The organism is Salmonella sp. WC3 (assembly GCF_042932255.1).
GTDB classification, from domain to species: Bacteria; Pseudomonadota; Gammaproteobacteria; order Enterobacterales; family Enterobacteriaceae; genus Salmonella; species Salmonella enterica.
Genome location: NZ_CP170629.1, coordinates 4709811 through 4727578, shown reverse-complemented (window position 1 = coordinate 4727578; position 17768 = coordinate 4709811). Strand labels below are relative to the sequence as shown.

Genomic DNA, 17768 nt, shown 5'->3' with positions numbered 1-17768 from the left:
GATGGCGCTACGCTTATCAGGCCTACAATGTCTTTAACCGTGTTTTTTCTTCGCGAAAACAACACGCGCCAGAATATTCAGCAGCAGTACGCACAGGGTAATAATCAGCACGCCCGCCCAGGCTAATTGTTGCCATTCGGCAAACGGACTCATCGCGAATTTAAAAATGGTCACCGGCAGGTTGGCGATCGGCTGCATCATGTCGGTGCTCCAGAACTGGTTCGAGAGCGCGGTAAACAACAATGGCGCCGTTTCCCCGGCAATACGGGCAATTGCCAGCAGAATACCGGTCATAATGCCGAAGATAGAGGCTTTCAGCGTAATCGCGGAGATCATCTTCCACTTCGGCGTACCCAGCGCATAAGCGGCTTCACGCAGGCTATCCGGTACCAGCTTGAGCATGTTTTCAGTGGTACGGATAACGATCGGTACCTGCAACAGCGCCAGTGCAATCACCCCAGCCCAACCGGAGAAGTGCTGCATCTGCGCCACCACGATGGTGTAAACAAACAGCCCCACAACAATTGACGGCGCGGAAAGCAGAATGTCGTTAATAAAGCGAATGACTTCGGCGAGCCAGGATTTACGGCCATACTCGGCCAGGTAAATACCCGCCATAATCCCCAGCGGCGTACCCAATACGGTAGCCCAGAGAATCAACAATCCACTCCCCGCCAGGGCGTTCGCCAGCCCGCCGCCCGCCGTGTTCGGCGGCGGCGTCATTTCGGTAAACAGCGCCAGCGACATACCATCAATGCCGCGCGTGATGGTGGACATCAAAATCCAGATCAGCCAGAACAGGCCAAATGCCATCGTCGCCATTGAGAGCGTTAGTGCGATACGGTTCTTCATGCGGCGACGCGCCTGCATCTTGCGACGGGATTCCGCGAGCTGCGCGGTGTTCTGCATATCAAGCGTAGCCATTAACGTGCTCCCTCGTTCTTCGCCAGACGCATAATCATGAACTTAGACGCCGCCAGGACGATAAAGGTGATCACAAACAGGATCAGCCCCAGCTCCATCAACGCTGCCACGTGCAGGCCCGATTCCGCCTCAGCGAATTCGTTCGCCAGCGCGGAAGTGATGCTGTTGCCCGGCATATACAGCGACGCGCTGTCGAGCTGGTAAGTGTTGCCGATGATAAAAGTGACCGCCATCGTTTCACCCAGAGCACGGCCCAGCCCCAGCATAATGCCGCCGATCACGCCATTTTTGGTGAACGGTAGCACGATGCGCCAGATAACTTCCCAGGTAGTACAGCCGATACCGTAAGCGGACTCTTTCATCATTACCGGTGTTTGCTCGAAGAAGTCGCGCATAACCGCCGCAATGTAGGGGATGATCATGATGGCGAGGATGACGCCCGCCGCCAGAATGCCGATACCAAAGGCCGGGCCGGAGAACAGCGCGCCGACAAACGGAATGTTGGAAAGAATATTGCCGACCGGCTCCTGGAAGTACGTCGCAAACAGCGGCGCGAAGATAAACAGCCCCCACATGCCGTACACGATACTGGGGATCGCCGCCAGCAGTTCAATGGCGATGCCGAGCGGACGCTTTAGCCAGCCTGGCGCCAGCTCGGTTAAAAACAGGGCAATGCCGAAACTGACCGGAACGGCGATCAGCAGTGCGATAAAGGAGGTCACCAGCGTGCCATAAATGGGCACCAGAGCGCCGTAGATATCGTTTGGCGCGTCCCATTCCTTAGTCCAAAGAAATGAGAAACCAAATTTCTGAATACTTGGCCAGGAGGAGATGATCAATGAGACGATAATACCGCCCAACATCAATAGCACAATCAGCGCAGCCAGTTTTACCAGCGCGCTGAAAATCATGTCGCCTTTTTTACCCGGCGGGTTAAAAGCAGGCTTGGTTGCAGCCATAAATTACTCTTTCCATTAAACGCGTTTTACGACGTTGCCCCTGCCGGATGGCGCTACGCTTATCCGGCCTACAACGTGGGCCTGCGGTCGAAACCGTAGGGCGGATAAGCGTAGCGCCATCCGCCAATTCGTTAATTAATACAGCGCTTTACCGTTGCTGTCTTTTATACTGGTCTTCCAGGCGGTACGAACCTGCTCAACAACGTTATCCGGCAGGCTGGCGTAGTCCAGATCATTCGCCTGCTTAGCGCCATTTTTGTAGGCCCAGTCGAAGAACTTCAACACTTCAGCACCCTGCTCAGGTTTCTTCTGCGCTTTGTGGACCAGGATAAACGTGGTGGAGGTGATTGGCCACACATCGTCACCTTTCTGGTTGGTCAGATCCTGCGCGAAGGTTTTGCTCCAGTCTGCGCCTTTCGCCGCATTAGAGAAGCTCTCTTCCGTCGGGCTTACCGGTTTGCCGTCGGCAGAAACCAGTTTGGTGTAGGCCAGGTTGTTCTGCTTAGCGTAAGCGTATTCAACGTAGCCGATAGCGCCTGGCAGACGCTGTACAAATGCCGCGATGCCGTCGTTACCTTTACCGCCCAGACCGGTTGGCCAGTTCACGGTAGAACCCGCGCCCACTTTCGATTTCCACTCGTCGTTGACTTTCGCCAGGTAACTGGTGAACACGAAGGAGGTACCGGAACCGTCAGCGCGACGCACCACAGCGATATTCTGTGAGGGCAGCTTCACGCCTGGGTTCAGTTTGGTGATGGCTTCATCATCCCACTTCTTGATTTTACCGAGGTAGATGTCACCCAGCGTTTTACCATCCAGCACCAGTTCGCCGGATTTGAGGCCTGGAATATTCACCGCCAGCACCACGCCGCCGATCACTGTCGGGAACTGAAACAGGCCTTCCTGATTCAGTTTTTCGTCAGACAGCGGCGCATCGGAAGCGCCAAAATCAACGGTATTCGCGGTAATTTGTTTCACGCCGCCGGAAGAGCCTATCCCCTGGTAATTGACTTTGTTACCGGTTTCTTTCTGGTAGGTATCCGCCCATTTGGCATACACCGGCGCAGGAAACGTTGCACCGGCACCTGTCAGGCTTGCTGCTGCAAAGGCAGAGAACGCGCTCATCGATAAGGTCGCGGCGACAACAGTTGCGACAGTGGTACGCATAACTTTCATAATGTCTCCTGCACGGTTTCGGTAAATCGTTGTTTGAGTTGCTACGATGAGCAAAATAGGACAAATTGATGACAGTTATATGTCTTGATTATGACGGTTTGATGACAATGGAAATAAAAAAAGCTGGCCCGGGGAGACACCAGACCAGCCTGCAGGGGGAGATGAATTAGACTGTTTGCGCAACCGCAGACGGTTTCAACAGCGCGTACATCAGGCCGCAGACAATCGTGCCCAGGGCAATCGAGAGCAGGTACTGCATCACATGTTCTACCGCATGCGGGATCGCCAGGACAAAGAGACCGCCGTGTGGTGCCATCAGTGTACAACCGAAATACATGGACAGTCCCCCGGCGATTGCGCCACCGACCATCGTGGAAGGGATGACGCGCATCGGGTCACGCGCAGCGAAGGGAATCGCCCCTTCAGAGATAAAGCACAGCCCCAGGATAAAGGATGCGTTACCCGCTTCATGCTCAGAGGCAGTGAATTTCGCTCTGGCCGCCCAGGTTGCGACGCCCATTCCTAATGCCGGTACCATCCCTGCCGCCATAATGGCCGCCATTGGCATATAAGAATGAGAAGCCAGTAAACCGACGCCGAAGGTATACGCAGCTTTATTCACCGGCCCACCAAGGTCAAAACCTTGCATTGCGCCCAGCAACATTCCCAGCAAGATAGCATTCGTAGAGGTCATATTCCCCAGGAACGTCGTCAGCCCTTCCATCACCGCAGAAACGGGGCCACCCACCACGTAAATCATGATAAGGCCGGTAACCAGCGTAGACAGTAGCGGCAGAACCAGCACAGGCTTAAGCGCTTCCATTGACGCTGGCAGCTTAATATTTTGCGCCAGAAACCGTACGCTGTAACCGGCCAGAAAACCGGCCACAATCCCACCCAAGAAACCGGCGCCGCACAGGCTGGCCAACATCCCGCCAATAAGCCCCGGGGCCAGACCCGGACGATCGGCAATTGAGAAGGCAATAAACCCAGCCAGTACCGGCACCATCAGCGCAAAGGCCGCCTTACCACCAATTTGAAATAACGCAGCCGCCAGCGTGCCCGGCTCGTTGAAGGCCTGGATACCGAAGACAAAAGAGAGTGCGATACACAACCCTCCCGCCACCACCAAAGGAAGCATATGGGATACGCCGGTCATTAAATGCTTATAAACGCCAGGTAGCTCTGTTTTACCATCTGAAGAAGATCGCCCGGCACTCCCCTGATAGACCTCGGCGCTATTGAAAGCATTATCCATTTCCTGCGCACTCTTTTTTAGCGCCGCGCCGGTACTGGTGCGATAGAGTCTTTTGCCAACAAAGCCTGACAGATCCAGCTCAATATCCGCCGCGATAATCACCACATCCGCTTGCGCTATCTCTTCCGCGGTCAGCGTGTTCTTCGCCCCGACGGAACCGCGGGTTTCAACCTTGATCCAGTCACCACGCTTGCGGGCTTCAATTTCCAACGCTTCTGCCGCCATAAAGGTATGGGCGACGCCCGTCGGACAGGCCGTCACAGCAACAATTTTTTTAGTCATAGTAGGGTACCCTGTTCTTTTAATTTAAAGAAAAAGCGGGAAAAAATGTTACAGGCGTGACCAGGCCGCGGCTTTCTGGAACAGCGCGTCGTCCGGGCGAATCCCGGTATAAAGGACAAATTGTTCCACGGCCTGAATAGCAAACACTTCGGAACCGGTAATCACGGTTTTACCGCGTTCACGGGCGTAGCGGATCAGCGGCGTGACGGGCGGTAGCGCCACCACATCAAAGATAACGCTCGCCTTATCCACTTCCTGTTCGGAATAAGAGAGTTTGTCGGCATCATTACCGCCAGCCATTCCGATAGGCGTGGCGTTAATTAACAAATCGGCTTCAATACCGTCGGTATCCGGGCGCCATTCATAGCCATAGAGTTCGGCCAGTTGTTTACCTGACGCTTCATCAATCGCGACAATATAACCACGGGTAAACCCCGCATCCTTCAGCGCGCAGGCCACCGCCTTTGCCATACCACCGCTGCCACGCAAAGCAAACACCAGGTCGGGAGAGACCTTGTAACTCGCCAGCAAGCGAGCTATTGCAATGTAATCGGTGTTGTACGCCTTCAGATGGCCATTGGTATTCACAATGGTATTAACTGAGTGAATGGCCTGAGCAGAAGCATCCAGTTCATCCACCAGCGGAATGCAGGCTTCTTTAAACGGCATAGAGATCGCGCACCCACGGATCCCCAGACCGCGCACGCCGCTAATGGCCTGCGTAAGATCGGTCGGCGAGAAAGCTTTGTAGAGATAATTGAGATCCAGCGCTTCGTACAGATAGTTGTGAAAGCGTGTACCGAAGTTACTTGGGCGTGCCGCCAGGGACATGCAGACCTGAGTGTCTTTATTAATGCGCTTTGTCATGATGAATCCTCATAGAAGTTGCGATAGAGAAAATCATCGGCTAAAAAGGGGATATTAAAAATTGCTCATTCCCGTTCGGGAAATTTCACCTTTTATGACAACCCGGCACACTGAACAAAAATACTTAAAGCTACTCCAGCACTATGGCGACAAGCCTGTTAGCGTGACATTACAGGAGCTGGCGGATGTGTTGTTCTGCACCCGACGGCATATGCGTAATCTGTTGCTTCAGATGCAGGAGGCAAAGTGGCTCATCTGGCAATCACAGGCCGGACGTGGGCATCGCGCCCGGCTTCACCTGCGCTATAAACCAGAACAGCTGTTAAGCGAAAAGGCGGAGCAGTTACTGGAGTCTGGTCATATTGATCAGGCCATTCAGCTGCTGGGTAAAAATAAGCACCAGGTGGCGCAACTGCTGCGTTCAAAGCTGGGCTATAGCGTGCGGGCAGACTATCAGCGGCTGTGCATCCCCTATTATCGGACAATGCCGTCGCTGTGCCCCGGCATACCGTTGCGTCGCTCTGAGCAGCATCTGGTCAGGCAGATTTTTAGCGGCCTGACGCGCATAAATGAGGAAAAAGGTGAAGTCGAAGCCGATCTTGCCCACCACTGGCGGCAGATTGATCCACTGCGCTGGCGTTTTTATCTGCGCCCCGCCGTCCTCTGGCATGATGGTCAGGAGCTGACGATCGACGCGGTTATCGCTTCACTGACCCGCAGCGCTAAGCTGCCGTTGTTCTCGCACTTGCAGACCATTCAGGCCACCGGGCCGCTGAGCCTTGAAATTACGCTGGCGCACCCGGATAACCGACTGCCGCTGCTGCTCAGCCACATTGATGCCATGATCCTACCGCCTGACCATACACAACGCGCTGATTTCCCGGCACATCCTGTGGGGACTGGCCCTTATGAGGTGGTGGAAAACAATGGCTTTCATCTGCAAATGAAGGCCTTTGACCACTATTTCGGTCTGCGCGGGCTGCTGGATGAAGTGGAGGTCTTTATCTGGCCGAATTTAACGGAGACAGACAACCTGGCGGAATCGCTGTCGGATAACGACACGGCAGCCTGGCTCAGCTCCAGCCTGAGCGATGAGGATTACGTTTCCGGACGGCTTAGCCAGGTATCAGGCAAACCTTCTGACAACCTGCGCGAGATGTTTCTCGAGCGTGGAGGATATTTTTTATTATGCGACAGCCGCTCCCCGCACTGGCATACCGCCGAACATCGCCGCTGGCTGCGGGAAACACTCAGCCCTTACGCCATACTCCAGCATCTGAGTAAGGCAATTCGCCCCTTCTGGGTACCGGGCGGCAGCCTGCTGTCCTCCTGGTTTCATACTATTGAGGCGGGCCCGGCCTGTTCATCTTTTATCTCGTCGTCGCCCTACGCAAAACTGCGTCTGGCCTATCACGATCAGCACCCTGAATTTCCAATGCTCCTGGATATCATGCAAGAGATCATGCGCCAGCAGGGCATTTTACTTGAGGGCGTTGAGCTGAATTATGATGACTGGGCGAATGGCAAAGCCAATGTGGATCTCTGGCTGGGGACGGTCAATTTCCCCATTCCCGAAGAGTGGAACGTCGGTACATGGCTACTGGGCTCCCCTTTACTGCGCCACGCCATCAGCGGTGGGGATGATGCGCTGCTGGCCCAATGGGAAACCCAGTGGCATGCCGAAACCATCAGCGCGGAACAACTGGTCAGGGAAACCACCCGTTCAGGCTGGCTACAACCGCTTTTTCACCACTGGATGCGACTCAAAAGCCCCGACCGGGCCAGGGGGATCCACCTGAATAACCTGGGGTGGTTTGACTTCCGATCCACCTGGATTGAGCCAGGGCCTTAAAGAAGAGAATGTGACCGGGTGCCCGTAGCGCAGGCAGGCGTAGCACCTCTTAGTCGCTCTTCAGCCACCATAGAGAAAGAACAGCGCCTGTCACAGCGCACAAAAAAAGGCCGTCTATCGACAGCCTTCTGCCTGGTACTACATTTGTACTTACTCTACGGTAACCGATTTCGCCAGGTTACGCGGCTGGTCAACGTCGGTGCCTTTAATCAGCGCCACGTGATACGCCAGCAGTTGCAGCGGAACGGTGTAGAAGATAGGCGCGATCACTTCTTCCACATGCGGCATCTCAATGATGTGCATGTTGTCGCTGCTCACAAAACCCGCATCCTGATCGGCGAAGACGTACAACTGACCGCCACGCGCGCGAACTTCTTCGATGTTGGATTTCAGTTTCTCCAGCAGTTCGTTGTTCGGTGCCACCACAATCACCGGCATGTCGGCGTCAATCAGCGCCAGCGGACCGTGTTTCAGCTCGCCTGCAGCATAGGCTTCCGCGTGAATGTAAGAGATCTCTTTCAGCTTCAGCGCGCCTTCGAGCGCAATCGGATATTGATCGCCACGCCCCAGGAACAGCGCGTGATGCTTGTCGGAGAAATCTTCTGCAAGCAGCTCAATACGTTTGTCCTGCGACAGCATCTGTTCAATACGGCTCGGCAGCGCCTGTAGGCCATGCACGATATCATGCTCAATGGACGCATCCAGACCTTTCAGACGCGCCAGTTTCGCCACCAGCATCAACAGCACGGTTAACTGGGTGGTGAAGGCTTTGGTAGATGCTACGCCAATTTCCGTACCCGCGTTGGTCATCAGCGCCAGATCGGATTCACGCACCAGCGAAGAGCCCGGCACGTTACAAATGGCCAGAGAACCCAAATATCCCAGCTCTTTCGACAGACGCAGGCCAGCCAGGGTATCTGCGGTTTCGCCAGACTGGGAGAGCGTGATCATCAGGCTGTTACGGCGCACGGCAGATTTGCGATAACGGAATTCAGAGGCGATTTCAACGTCGCACGGAATACCTGCCAGCGATTCAAACCAGTAACGGGAAACCATACCGGAGTTGTAAGACGTACCGCAGGCGAGGATCTGAATATGCTCAACCTTCGACAGCAGTTCGTCGGCGTTCGGCCCCAGCTCGCTTAAATCCACCTGACCGTGGCTGATGCGCCCGGTAAGGGTGTTTTTAATCGCGTTCGGCTGTTCGTAGATCTCTTTCTGCATGTAGTGGCGGTAAATACCTTTATCGCCCGCGTCATATTGCAGATTGGATTCGATATCCTGACGTTTTACTTCCGCGCCGGTGTTATCGAAGATATTTACCGAACGGCGAGTGATTTCAGCGATATCGCCCTCTTCAAGGAAGATAAAGCGACGAGTCACTGGCAACAGCGCCAGCTGGTCAGAAGCGATAAAGTTTTCGCCCATACCCAGGCCAATCACCAGCGGGCTACCAGAACGTGCCGCCAGTAGGGTATCCGGGTGACGGGTATCCATGATCACTGTACCGTACGCACCACGCAGTTGCGGGATAGCACGCAGAACAGCCTCACGCAGAGTACCGCCCTGTTTCAGTTCCCAGTTTACCAGGTGTGCAATCACTTCGGTGTCGGTTTCAGAAACGAAGGTATAGCCACGCGCTTTTAACGCTTCACGCAGCGGTTCATGGTTTTCGATGATGCCGTTATGCACCACCACAATGTGTTCAGAAACATGCGGATGCGCGTTAGCTTCTGAAGGTTCACCGTGCGTCGCCCAGCGAGTGTGAGCAATACCAGTGCCGCCATGCAGAGGATGTTCTTCCGCTGCCTGAGCCAGCATCTGGACTTTACCGAGGCGACGCAGGCGGGTCATATGACCTTCTGCATCCACCACGGCCAGACCGGCAGAGTCATATCCGCGGTATTCCAGACGACGTAAACCTTCGAGAAGGATTTCAGCTACATCACGCTGCGCGATAGCGCCAACAATTCCACACATAGTTTTATTTCCTGATTATGGCATTACGCCATGCGTTGTCGCTGACCTGTATGCCCGTCGTTGCGGGCGCCCCGAGCCTTGTAGAGAGTGGGGTTATTTTTATAAGTACTGCTCATGGAGCGGAGGATTATTTTATCCTCTCATCTCCGGTCTGCCGGATGGCGCTGACGCTTATCCGACCTACAAAATCACTTTTTCTTCACCGGACGCTGCCAGCCTTGCTTATGCACCTGCGGCACGCGGCTTAATACCAGTACATTGTCGGCTACATTACGGGTGACGGTAGTCCCTGCGGCGATGGTGGCCCCTTTACCAACAGTAACCGGCGCCACCAGTTGGGTATCGGAGCCGACAAACACATCGTCGCCAATAACCGTTTTGAATTTGTTCGCGCCATCATAGTTACAGGTGATGGTCCCCGCGCCGATATTCACGTTGTCGCCAATTTCCGCATCGCCCAGGTAGGTCAGATGGCCGGCTTTAGAACCTTTACCGAGACGCGCTTTTTTCATTTCAACGAAATTGCCGACGTGAGCGCCCGCTAACAGCTCCGCGCCGGGACGCAGGCGAGCAAACGGACCAATGGTGCAGGCCGCTTCCAGATGCGCATCTTCCACCACGCTGTATGGGCTAATTTCGCAGTCATCGCCAATAACGCTGTTTTTAATAATGCAGCCCGCGCCGATCTTCACGCGGTGACCGAGCGTTACATAACCTTCGATGATAACGTTAGCGTCAATTTCCACATCCATTCCACAATGAAGGGTGCCGCGAAGATCAAAACGTGCCGGATCGCGCAACATAACACCGGATAACAGCAGTTTCTCCGCCTGTTCGGCCTGGTAAATACGCTCCAGACGAGAAAGCTGTAGACGGTTATTCACGCCGTCCGTTTCGCTGATGCGAGCCGGATGCACCGCGGCGATCTCCCGTCCTTCCTGATAAGCCAGCGCGATGATATCTGTGATGTAATATTCACCCTGCGCATTATTGTTAGTCAGCTTAGACAACCAGCGTTTCAGGTCCGCGCCGTTGGCGATCAGAATACCAGTGTTAATTTCCTGGATCTGACGCTGTTCATCAGTGGCGTCTTTATGTTCAACGATGCCGGTCACTTTACCGTTTTCACGCGTAATACGGCCATAGCCGCTCGGATCGTCCAGCTTCACGGTTAATAACCCAATACCACCCTGCGGTTTGGCATCGCGCAGGCGCTGTAAGGTTTCAACCGAAATCAGCGGCACGTCGCCGTAAAGCATTAAAATATCTTCATCGTCGCTAAAAAAGGGCGCGGCCTGCTGCATTGCGTGACCTGTTCCCAACTGTTCCGCCTGAAGCACCCAGTTCAGCTTGTCATCTTTCAGGGTCTGTTTTAACAACTCGCCACCGTGGCCATAGACCAGATGAACCTGTGCGGCCCCTAATTTAGTAGCTGCATCAATGACATGCTGCACCATGGGTTTACCCGCCAGCGTGTGCAGCACTTTAGGAATATCGGAATACATGCGTGTGCCTTTACCTGCGGCAAGGATCACTACGCTCATAGCACTATTTAACATACGCGTCCTGACTGTAATTTGAGAACGAATTTATACTGTTTCACGTTGAAAATACTACATTTTTTTCATCGTAAAATGGAAGAAGGATAAAACGCTCACCGGGATAAAATCCCCGCCTGCTAATGAATCATTTTCGTTCATTACCGCGCCTCTTGTCTCCTGAAAAGTAAAAACACCCGCGTATTGGCAACGTAGTCCGATGTTTTTGCTGTTTTTTTACTCCATAAATAAAGAAGATAACGTAATAAAGCGCAGGGGAGTCAGAAAAGCAAAAACCAGCGACAGAGGCCGCTGGTTTTCCGTTGCGCATATTTTTTACTTAATTACGCGACATAAAAATCCGCAAAATATACCAGAACATGGTCGCGATAGAAGCAAACAGATGTAATGCCGCGCCAGCTGGGCGATCGGTAGGGTAATGGTGAATAATGTTAGAAGTATCGTAAAGTATAAACCCGGCGCACAGCAGTACCATTAGCGCAGAAAACCAGACGCCCAGCGAGAAGCCGCAGATGACGCTGGCAATAATCGCGCCAAAAGCAATGAACCCAGCCATAGTCAGAAACGAGCACAGAAAAGAAAAGTCTTTTTTTATGGAAAAAGCGGTAAACGTCAGACCGCCAACCAGCAACAGAGTCGTTATTGCCGCCGCGCCAATGCTCGACGGGTTAATATACGCCGCCACCGTTAACAGGGGGGCAAAAATCAGGGATTCTGCCAACACATAAATCCCCAGCCCGATAAGTTGCGTTTGATTAGTCCCCGCATTATCCGCCAGACGGGTCGCCAGCATTCCCACCAGCATAAAAGCGCCGAGAACAACCAACCAGCTATATCTTCCACCAGCCAGCAGCACATCAAGCGCATACTCCCCGACCCCTATAAAACTCCACGCCGCGCTCAACACGATAAAACCGACGATGGCGACGGCGAGATGAAGATAAGCGCGACGAATAAAGGTAGTACGATCAATCCTTGAGTCGGGTTGTGGACCCGCAAAGGATGGCTGAAATGACATAGTAATAATCCCTCATTTTATGCAATAAAAACGCATCCATTCCTTCCTTCTTCGCACAATGTGCAGATGCCAATGCCAGAAAGAAGGATTTAATGAAAACAGCGCTGTCGCTGAAAACGCATCGCCTTCAGCCGCTTGTTTTTGTCGTTGCTAGTTTATCGAATAAAAATTGAGAGGATAAAAAAAAACCAGTCCGCAATCAGACTGGTTTTATGCTTTCAAGCCGGTGTTACATCGCTTTTTTGGTCAACTCGATAACGCGCAGTTTAGCGATCGCTTTGGCCAGTTCCGCAGACGCCTGAGCGTAATCCACGTCACCGTGCGAGCTCTTAATGTGCTCTTCGGCTTTACGCTTCGCTTCCAGGGCTCGCGCTTCGTCGAGATCCTGACCGCGAATCGCGGTATCCGCCAGAACGGTCACGCTGCCAGGCTGCACTTCCAGAATGCCGCCGGACAGATAGATAAACTCTTCGTGACCGTGCTGCTTAACGATGCGAATCATACCAGGCTTAATGGCGGTGAGTAGCGGCGCGTGCCCCGGGTAAATCCCCAGTTCGCCTTCGCTACCCGTAACCTGGATTTTCTCGACCAGACCGGAGAACATTTGTTGCTCCGCGCTGACGACATCCAGGTGGTAAGTCATTGCCATATCACCCTCCGATTAAGGCGTTAAAGTTTTTTGGCTTTTTCCACGGCTTCGTCGATGGAACCGACCATGTAGAACGCCTGCTCCGGCAGGTGATCGTATTCGCCTTCCATGATGCCTTTAAAGCCACGGATGGTGTCTTTCAGGGAGACGTATTTGCCCGGAGAACCGGTAAATACTTCCGCCACGAAGAACGGCTGGGACAGGAAGCGCTGAATTTTACGCGCGCGTGCTACCACCAGTTTATCTTCTTCAGACAGTTCATCCATACCGAGGATGGCGATGATGTCTTTCAGTTCCTGATAACGCTGCAGGATGGACTGAACGCCACGCGCGGTGTCGTAGTGTTCCTGACCAACAACCAGCGGATCCAGCTGACGGCTGGTGGAGTCCAGCGGGTCAACGGCCGGGTAGATACCCAGGGATGCGATCTGACGGCTCAGTACCACGGTTGCATCTAAGTGCGCAAAGGTGGTGGCTGGAGACGGGTCAGTCAAGTCATCCGCCGGTACGTATACCGCCTGTACGGAGGTGATAGAACCGGTTTTGGTGGAGGTGATACGTTCCTGCAGAACGCCCATCTCTTCCGCCAGAGTCGGCTGATAACCTACCGCGGAAGGCATACGGCCCAGCAGTGCGGATACTTCCGTACCGGCCAGGGTGTAACGATAGATGTTATCGACGAACAGCAGTACGTCACGACCTTCGTCACGGAATTTCTCCGCCATGGTCAGACCGGTCAATGCAACGCGCAGACGATTTCCCGGCGGCTCGTTCATCTGGCCATACACCAGGGATACTTTATCGATAACGTTGGAGTCGGTCATTTCGTGGTAGAAGTCGTTACCCTCACGAGTACGTTCACCTACGCCCGCAAACACAGAGTAACCGGAGTGCTCGATCGCGATGTTACGGATAAGCTCCATCATGTTTACGGTTTTACCTACACCCGCACCACCGAACAGACCGACTTTACCGCCCTTCACGAACGGACACATCAGGTCGATAACTTTGATACCGGTTTCCAGCAGTTCCTGAGAGTTTGATAACTCTTCGTAGGAAGGTGCTGCGCGGTGAATCGCCCAACGCTCTTCTTCGCCGATCTCGCCTTTCATGTCGACCGGTTCGCCCAGGACGTTCATGATACGACCCAGCGTGGCTTTACCTACCGGGACTTCGATCGGGTGTTCGAAATCTTTTACATCCAGACCGCGACGCAGACCGTCAGAAGACCCCATCGCGATGGTACGCACGATACCGCCGCCAAGCTGCTGCTGAACTTCCAGCACCAGCTTCTCATTACCATTCTGCACCTCAAGGGCATCGTACACGCGTGGTACGGCATCCTGAGGGAACTCGACGTCGACCACGGCGCCGATTACCTGGACAATCTTTCCAGTAGCCATCTTAAATCCTCTACGAAATAACCTGGTTAAACCGCGGCGGCCCCCGAGACGATCTCGGTGAGTTCCTGAGTAATGCTGGCCTGACGAGCTTTGTTGTATACCAACTGCAGCTCTTTAATCAGGCTGCCGCCATTATCGGTTGCGGCTTTCATCGCCACCATTCGTGCGGCCTGCTCGCTGGCCAGGTTTTCTACCACGCCCTGATAAACCTGAGACTCCACATAACGACGCAGGAGAGTATCCAGCAGCGCTTTCGGGTCTGGTTCATACAGGTAATCCCAGGCTTTACGCTTCAGATCATCATCTTCTGACGCCGGCAGCGGCAGCAGTTGAGTGATCGTCGGCACCTGAGACATGGTGTTAATAAATTTGTTGCTGACAATGTAAAGCTTGTCCAGACGGCCTTCGTCGTAGGCCTGCAACATCACTTTAACCGGACCGATCAGTTCGGACAGAGAAGGGTTATCCCCCATACCTGTCACCTGAGCGACAACGTTGCCGCCTACGGAATTAAAGAATGACACGCCCTTAGAGCCGATCATTGCGAGTTCGCACTGAACGCCTTTATCGGACCATGCCTTCATATCCGCCAGCAGCTTTTTGAACAGGTTAATGTTCAAGCCACCGCACAAACCACGGTCGGTCGACACTACCAGGTAGCCCACGCGTTTAACGTCGCGCTCTTCCAGGTAGGGGTGCTTATATTCCAGCTTACCGTTCGCAAGGTGACCAATCACTTTGCGCATGGTCTCTGCATAAGGACGGCTGGCCGCCATGCGATCCTGCGATTTACGCATTTTGGAAGCGGCGACCATCTCCATCGCTTTAGTGATCTTTTGCGTGTTCTGGACGCTTGCGATCTTACTACGTATCTCTTTTGCGCCGGCCATGAGCTTCTCCTCAATGCCTTACGGCCTGCCCTAAGGCAAGCCGCCAGACGTTACCAGGACTGGGTTGCTTTGAAGGAATCGAGGATGCCTTTCAGCTTGCCTTCGATTTCGTCGTTATAGCCACCGGACTGGTTGATCTCTTGCATCAGCGGAGCGTGATCACGGTCGACGTAAGCCAGCAGTGCGGCTTCGAAGCTACCGATTTTCGCCAGTTCGACATCCGCCAGATAACCACGTTCTGCTGCGAACAGAACCAGAGACTGCTGCGCGACGGACATCGGCGCATACTGTTTCTGTTTCAGCAGTTCGGTCACTTTCTGACCGTGGTCAAGCTGTTTACGGGTGGCATCGTCAAGGTCGGATGCAAACTGAGAGAATGCCGCCAGTTCACGATACTGCGCCAGCGCGGTACGAATACCACCGGACAGTTTTTTCATGATCTTGGTCTGGGCTGCGCCACCTACACGGGATACCGAGATACCCGGGTTAACCGCAGGACGAATACCGGCGTTAAACAGGTTAGATTCCAGGAAGATCTGACCATCGGTAATGGAAATTACGTTGGTCGGAACGAACGCGGAAACGTCACCTGCCTGCGTTTCGATAATCGGCAGCGCAGTCAGTGAACCGGTTTTCCCTTTCACTTCACCTTTAGTGAAGGCTTCGACGTAGTCGGCGTTAACACGCGCAGCACGCTCCAGCAGACGAGAGTGGAGGTAGAATACGTCGCCCGGGAATGCTTCACGTCCTGGCGGACGACGGAGCAGCAGGGAGATCTGACGGTAAGCAACAGCCTGTTTAGACAGGTCATCGTAAATGATCAGCGCATCTTCGCCGCGGTCACGGAAGTATTCGCCCATTGCGCAACCGGCATACGGCGCCAGATATTGCAGCGCAGCGGATTCGGACGCGGTCGCCACCACAACAATGGTGTTAGCCAGCGCGCCGTGTTCTTCCAGTTTACGCACCACGTTAGAGATGGTGGACGCTTTCTGGCCGATAGCGACATAGATACATTTGATGCCGGAGTCGCGCTGGTTGATGATGGCGTCGATAGCCAGTGCGGTTTTACCGGTCTGACGGTCACCGATGATCAGTTCACGCTGACCACGACCGATTGGGATCATGGAGTCAACGGCTTTATAGCCGGTCTGCACCGGCTGATCGACAGACTGACGATCGATAACGCCCGGCGCAATCGCTTCAACGGCAGAGAAGCCGTCATTATCAACCGGACCTTTACCGTCGATTGGCGCACCCAGGGTGTTTACCACACGTCCCAGCAGGCCGCGGCCAACCGGAACTTCCAGGATACGGCCCGTACATTTAACCTTCATGCCTTCGGCAAGGTCAGCGTATGGACCCATGACTACCGCACCCACGGAGTCGCGCTCCAGGTTCAGTGCGATAGCGTAACGGTTACCCGGCAGGGAGATCATTTCACCCTGCATACAATCGGCCAGGCCGTGAATGCGGATAACACCGTCACTGACAGAAACAATAGTACCTTCGTTGTGAGCTTCGCTCACCACATTGAACTGAGCAATGCGCTGCTTGATCAGTTCGCTGATTTCGGTGGAATTCAGTTGCATGCTCCAGTCCCCTTAAGACTGCAAGACGTCTGCAAGGCGCTCAAGACGGCCGCGTACGCTGCCATCAATGACCATATCACCCGCCCGGATGATAACGCCTGCCATTACAGACTTATCGATTTTGCAATTCAGCTTCACTTTGCGTGACAGACGTTTTTCCATCGCGGCGCTGATTTTCGAAAGCTGCTCTTCACTCAATGCGGTTGCCGACGTAACTTCTACCTCGGAGGTAGCTTCACTGGCGGCACGCAGATGAATAAACTGCTCCAGAACATCCGGGAGCGCGTTCAGACGATTATTTTCAGCCATCACCCGAATCAGGTTCTGACCGTTTTCGTCTAACTGCTCACCGCAGACTGCGATAAACGACTCAGCGAGCGTTTCCGGCGCCAGCGCGCCAGAGAGAAGCTCTGCCATTTGTTCGTTCTTGGTTACCTCGGCGGCAAACGCCAGCATATCCTGCCAGCGCTCTACACTTTGGTGTTCAACGGCAAAGTCAAAAGCTGCTTTGGCGTAGGGGCGAGCTACCGTAACAAATTCAGACATCAGCCCCTCCCTCCTTACAGTTCAGCGACAAGTTTATCCACGATGTCGCTGTTAGCAGCTTCATCCACGGAACGTTCGATGATCTTCTCGGCGCCAGCAACAGCCAGGATAGCAACTTGCTTACGCAGCTCTTCACGGGCGCGTTTACGCTCGGCTTCAATTTCCGCCTGCGCCTGCGCCACGATTTTAGTACGTTCCTGCTCTGCTTCAGTTTTGGCTTCGTCCAGGATCTGAGCGCGGCGTTTGTTTGCCTGCTCGATGATTACCTGAGCTTCCGCTTTCGCTTTTTTCAGCTGGTCGGTCGCGCTGGCCTTTGCAAGGTCAAGATCCTTATGTGCTCGTTCAGCAGAAGCGAGACCGTCAGCAATTTCTTTCTGACGTTTCTCGATGGCTGCCATTAACGGCGGCCATACGTACTTCATGCAAAACCAGACAAAGAGAATAAACGCGATGGCCTGGCCGAGGATTGTTGCGTTAAGATTCACAGCACAATGCCTCTATCTAGTTAACCTTCTGATATTGCTCTTAATTCAAGCAACGCTTACTACGCGACAGCGAACATCACGTACAGACCCAGACCTACAGCGATCATCGGGATAGCATCCACCAGACCCATAACGATAAAGAACTGAGTACGCAGCAGAGGAATCAGATCAGGTTGACGCGCCGCGCCTTCCAGGAATTTACCCCCGAGGATGCCGATACCGATCGCAGCACCGATTGCCGCCAGACCCATCATCACAGCGGCAGCCATGTACAGCAGATCCATATTCAGGTTTTCCATGACAGTCTCCAGTTTGTTTCAGTTAAAAC

General features: G+C 53.7%; 16 protein-coding genes. 1 reads left to right on the top strand and 15 read right to left on the bottom strand.

All coding sequences use genetic code 11. From position 1 onward, the window contains the following. Positions 1-33: 33 nt before the first annotated feature. The 5 genes from pstA to ACFK9X_RS23065 all read right to left on the bottom strand — a co-directional run bounded on the left by pstA (position 34) and on the right by ACFK9X_RS23065 (position 5466). The gene (pstA, locus tag ACFK9X_RS23085) at positions 34-924 is read right to left on the bottom strand and encodes a phosphate ABC transporter permease PstA (RefSeq protein ID WP_151117873.1); all 891 of its coding nucleotides are present in this window, start codon (positions 922-924) and stop codon (positions 34-36) included. After that, positions 924-1883 (bottom strand): phosphate ABC transporter permease PstC, encoded by a 960-nt coding sequence (pstC, locus tag ACFK9X_RS23080; RefSeq protein ID WP_151117871.1) that lies wholly within the window; start codon positions 1881-1883, stop codon positions 924-926. Before pstC ends, pstA begins: the two co-directional genes overlap by 1 nt. A 135-nt stretch (positions 1884-2018) precedes the next feature. Further along, positions 2019-3059 (bottom strand): phosphate ABC transporter substrate-binding protein PstS, encoded by a 1041-nt coding sequence (gene pstS / locus ACFK9X_RS23075; protein ID WP_000867131.1) that lies wholly within the window; start codon positions 3057-3059, stop codon positions 2019-2021. A gap of 166 nt (positions 3060-3225) precedes the next feature. Further along, positions 3226-4599, bottom strand: a complete 1374-nt coding sequence (locus tag ACFK9X_RS23070) for a fructose-specific PTS transporter subunit EIIC (protein ID WP_151117869.1) — start codon at positions 4597-4599, stop codon at positions 3226-3228. Positions 4600-4647: 48 nt separating this feature from the next. Continuing rightward, the gene (locus ACFK9X_RS23065; protein WP_000166716.1) at positions 4648-5466 is read right to left on the bottom strand and encodes a shikimate 5-dehydrogenase; all 819 of its coding nucleotides are present in this window, start codon (positions 5464-5466) and stop codon (positions 4648-4650) included. Positions 5467-5560: 94 nt separating this feature from the next. Between ACFK9X_RS23065 and sgrR the strand changes: the two genes are divergently transcribed. After that, entirely contained in the window at positions 5561-7318 is a 1758-nt protein-coding gene (sgrR, locus tag ACFK9X_RS23060; protein WP_151117866.1) for an HTH-type transcriptional regulator SgrR, read from the top strand. Positions 7319-7468: 150 nt separating this feature from the next. Here the strand turns inward: sgrR and glmS are convergent, their stop codons facing one another. From glmS to atpE, 10 genes are all read right to left on the bottom strand, one after another. Continuing rightward, positions 7469-9298, bottom strand: a complete 1830-nt coding sequence (gene glmS / locus ACFK9X_RS23055; RefSeq protein ID WP_000334061.1) for a glutamine--fructose-6-phosphate transaminase (isomerizing) — start codon at positions 9296-9298, stop codon at positions 7469-7471. Between the two features lie 188 nt (positions 9299-9486). Then, positions 9487-10857 carry a bifunctional UDP-N-acetylglucosamine diphosphorylase/glucosamine-1-phosphate N-acetyltransferase GlmU gene (gene glmU, locus ACFK9X_RS23050; protein ID WP_151117863.1) on the bottom strand — a complete coding sequence of 457 codons (1371 nt, stop codon included), beginning with the start codon at positions 10855-10857 and terminating at the stop codon, positions 9487-9489. Positions 10858-11176: 319 nt separating this feature from the next. Then, the gene (locus ACFK9X_RS23045; protein ID WP_151117860.1) at positions 11177-11875 is read right to left on the bottom strand and encodes a Bax inhibitor-1 family protein; all 699 of its coding nucleotides are present in this window, start codon (positions 11873-11875) and stop codon (positions 11177-11179) included. Positions 11876-12104: 229 nt separating this feature from the next. Beyond that, positions 12105-12524 carry a F0F1 ATP synthase subunit epsilon gene (locus ACFK9X_RS23040; RefSeq protein ID WP_001251971.1) on the bottom strand — a complete coding sequence of 140 codons (420 nt, stop codon included), beginning with the start codon at positions 12522-12524 and terminating at the stop codon, positions 12105-12107. A 20-nt stretch (positions 12525-12544) separates the two neighbouring features. After that, positions 12545-13927, bottom strand: a complete 1383-nt coding sequence (gene atpD / locus ACFK9X_RS23035) for a F0F1 ATP synthase subunit beta (RefSeq protein WP_151117857.1) — start codon at positions 13925-13927, stop codon at positions 12545-12547. Positions 13928-13953: 26 nt separating this feature from the next. Next, on the bottom strand, positions 13954-14817 hold the full coding sequence (atpG, locus tag ACFK9X_RS23030) for a F0F1 ATP synthase subunit gamma (protein ID WP_151117846.1): 864 nt from the start codon (positions 14815-14817) through the stop codon (positions 13954-13956). 50 nt (positions 14818-14867) lie between these two features. Continuing rightward, a complete protein-coding gene (atpA, locus tag ACFK9X_RS23025; RefSeq protein ID WP_001176751.1) occupies positions 14868-16409 on the bottom strand; it encodes a F0F1 ATP synthase subunit alpha in 1542 nt (513 codons plus the stop codon). A 12-nt stretch (positions 16410-16421) separates the two neighbouring features. Further along, a complete protein-coding gene (atpH, locus tag ACFK9X_RS23020; RefSeq protein WP_001288957.1) occupies positions 16422-16955 on the bottom strand; it encodes a F0F1 ATP synthase subunit delta in 534 nt (177 codons plus the stop codon). 14 nt (positions 16956-16969) lie between these two features. Beyond that, positions 16970-17440: a F0F1 ATP synthase subunit B gene (gene atpF / locus ACFK9X_RS23015; protein WP_001052212.1), complete on the bottom strand. Its 471-nt coding sequence runs from the start codon at positions 17438-17440 to the stop codon at positions 16970-16972. Positions 17441-17499: 59 nt separating this feature from the next. After that, entirely contained in the window at positions 17500-17739 is a 240-nt protein-coding gene (gene atpE / locus ACFK9X_RS23010) for a F0F1 ATP synthase subunit C (RefSeq protein ID WP_000429386.1), read from the bottom strand. Between the last annotated feature and the right edge of the window lie 29 nt (positions 17740-17768).

Coding starts and splice junctions, on each gene's coding strand:
- ACFK9X_RS23040 (WP_001251971.1), bottom strand. CDS start 12,524: ATGGCAATGACTTACCACCTGGATGTCGTCAGCGCGGAGCAACAAATG.
- ACFK9X_RS23070 (WP_151117869.1), bottom strand. CDS start 4,599: ATGACTAAAAAAATTGTTGCTGTGACGGCCTGTCCGACGGGCGTCGCC.
- pstA (WP_151117873.1), bottom strand. CDS start 924: ATGGCTACGCTTGATATGCAGAACACCGCGCAGCTCGCGGAATCCCGT.
- atpD (WP_151117857.1), bottom strand. CDS start 13,927: ATGGCTACTGGAAAGATTGTCCAGGTAATCGGCGCCGTGGTCGACGTC.
- pstC (WP_151117871.1), bottom strand. CDS start 1,883: ATGGCTGCAACCAAGCCTGCTTTTAACCCGCCGGGTAAAAAAGGCGAC.
- glmU (WP_151117863.1), bottom strand. CDS start 10,857: ATGTTAAATAGTGCTATGAGCGTAGTGATCCTTGCCGCAGGTAAAGGC.
- sgrR (WP_151117866.1), top strand. CDS start 5,561: ATGACAACCCGGCACACTGAACAAAAATACTTAAAGCTACTCCAGCAC.
- atpA (WP_001176751.1), bottom strand. CDS start 16,409: ATGCAACTGAATTCCACCGAAATCAGCGAACTGATCAAGCAGCGCATT.
- ACFK9X_RS23045 (WP_151117860.1), bottom strand. CDS start 11,875: ATGTCATTTCAGCCATCCTTTGCGGGTCCACAACCCGACTCAAGGATT.
- atpH (WP_001288957.1), bottom strand. CDS start 16,955: ATGTCTGAATTTGTTACGGTAGCTCGCCCCTACGCCAAAGCAGCTTTT.
- pstS (WP_000867131.1), bottom strand. CDS start 3,059: ATGAAAGTTATGCGTACCACTGTCGCAACTGTTGTCGCCGCGACCTTA.
- ACFK9X_RS23065 (WP_000166716.1), bottom strand. CDS start 5,466: ATGACAAAGCGCATTAATAAAGACACTCAGGTCTGCATGTCCCTGGCG.
- atpG (WP_151117846.1), bottom strand. CDS start 14,817: ATGGCCGGCGCAAAAGAGATACGTAGTAAGATCGCAAGCGTCCAGAAC.
- glmS (WP_000334061.1), bottom strand. CDS start 9,298: ATGTGTGGAATTGTTGGCGCTATCGCGCAGCGTGATGTAGCTGAAATC.
- atpE (WP_000429386.1), bottom strand. CDS start 17,739: ATGGAAAACCTGAATATGGATCTGCTGTACATGGCTGCCGCTGTGATG.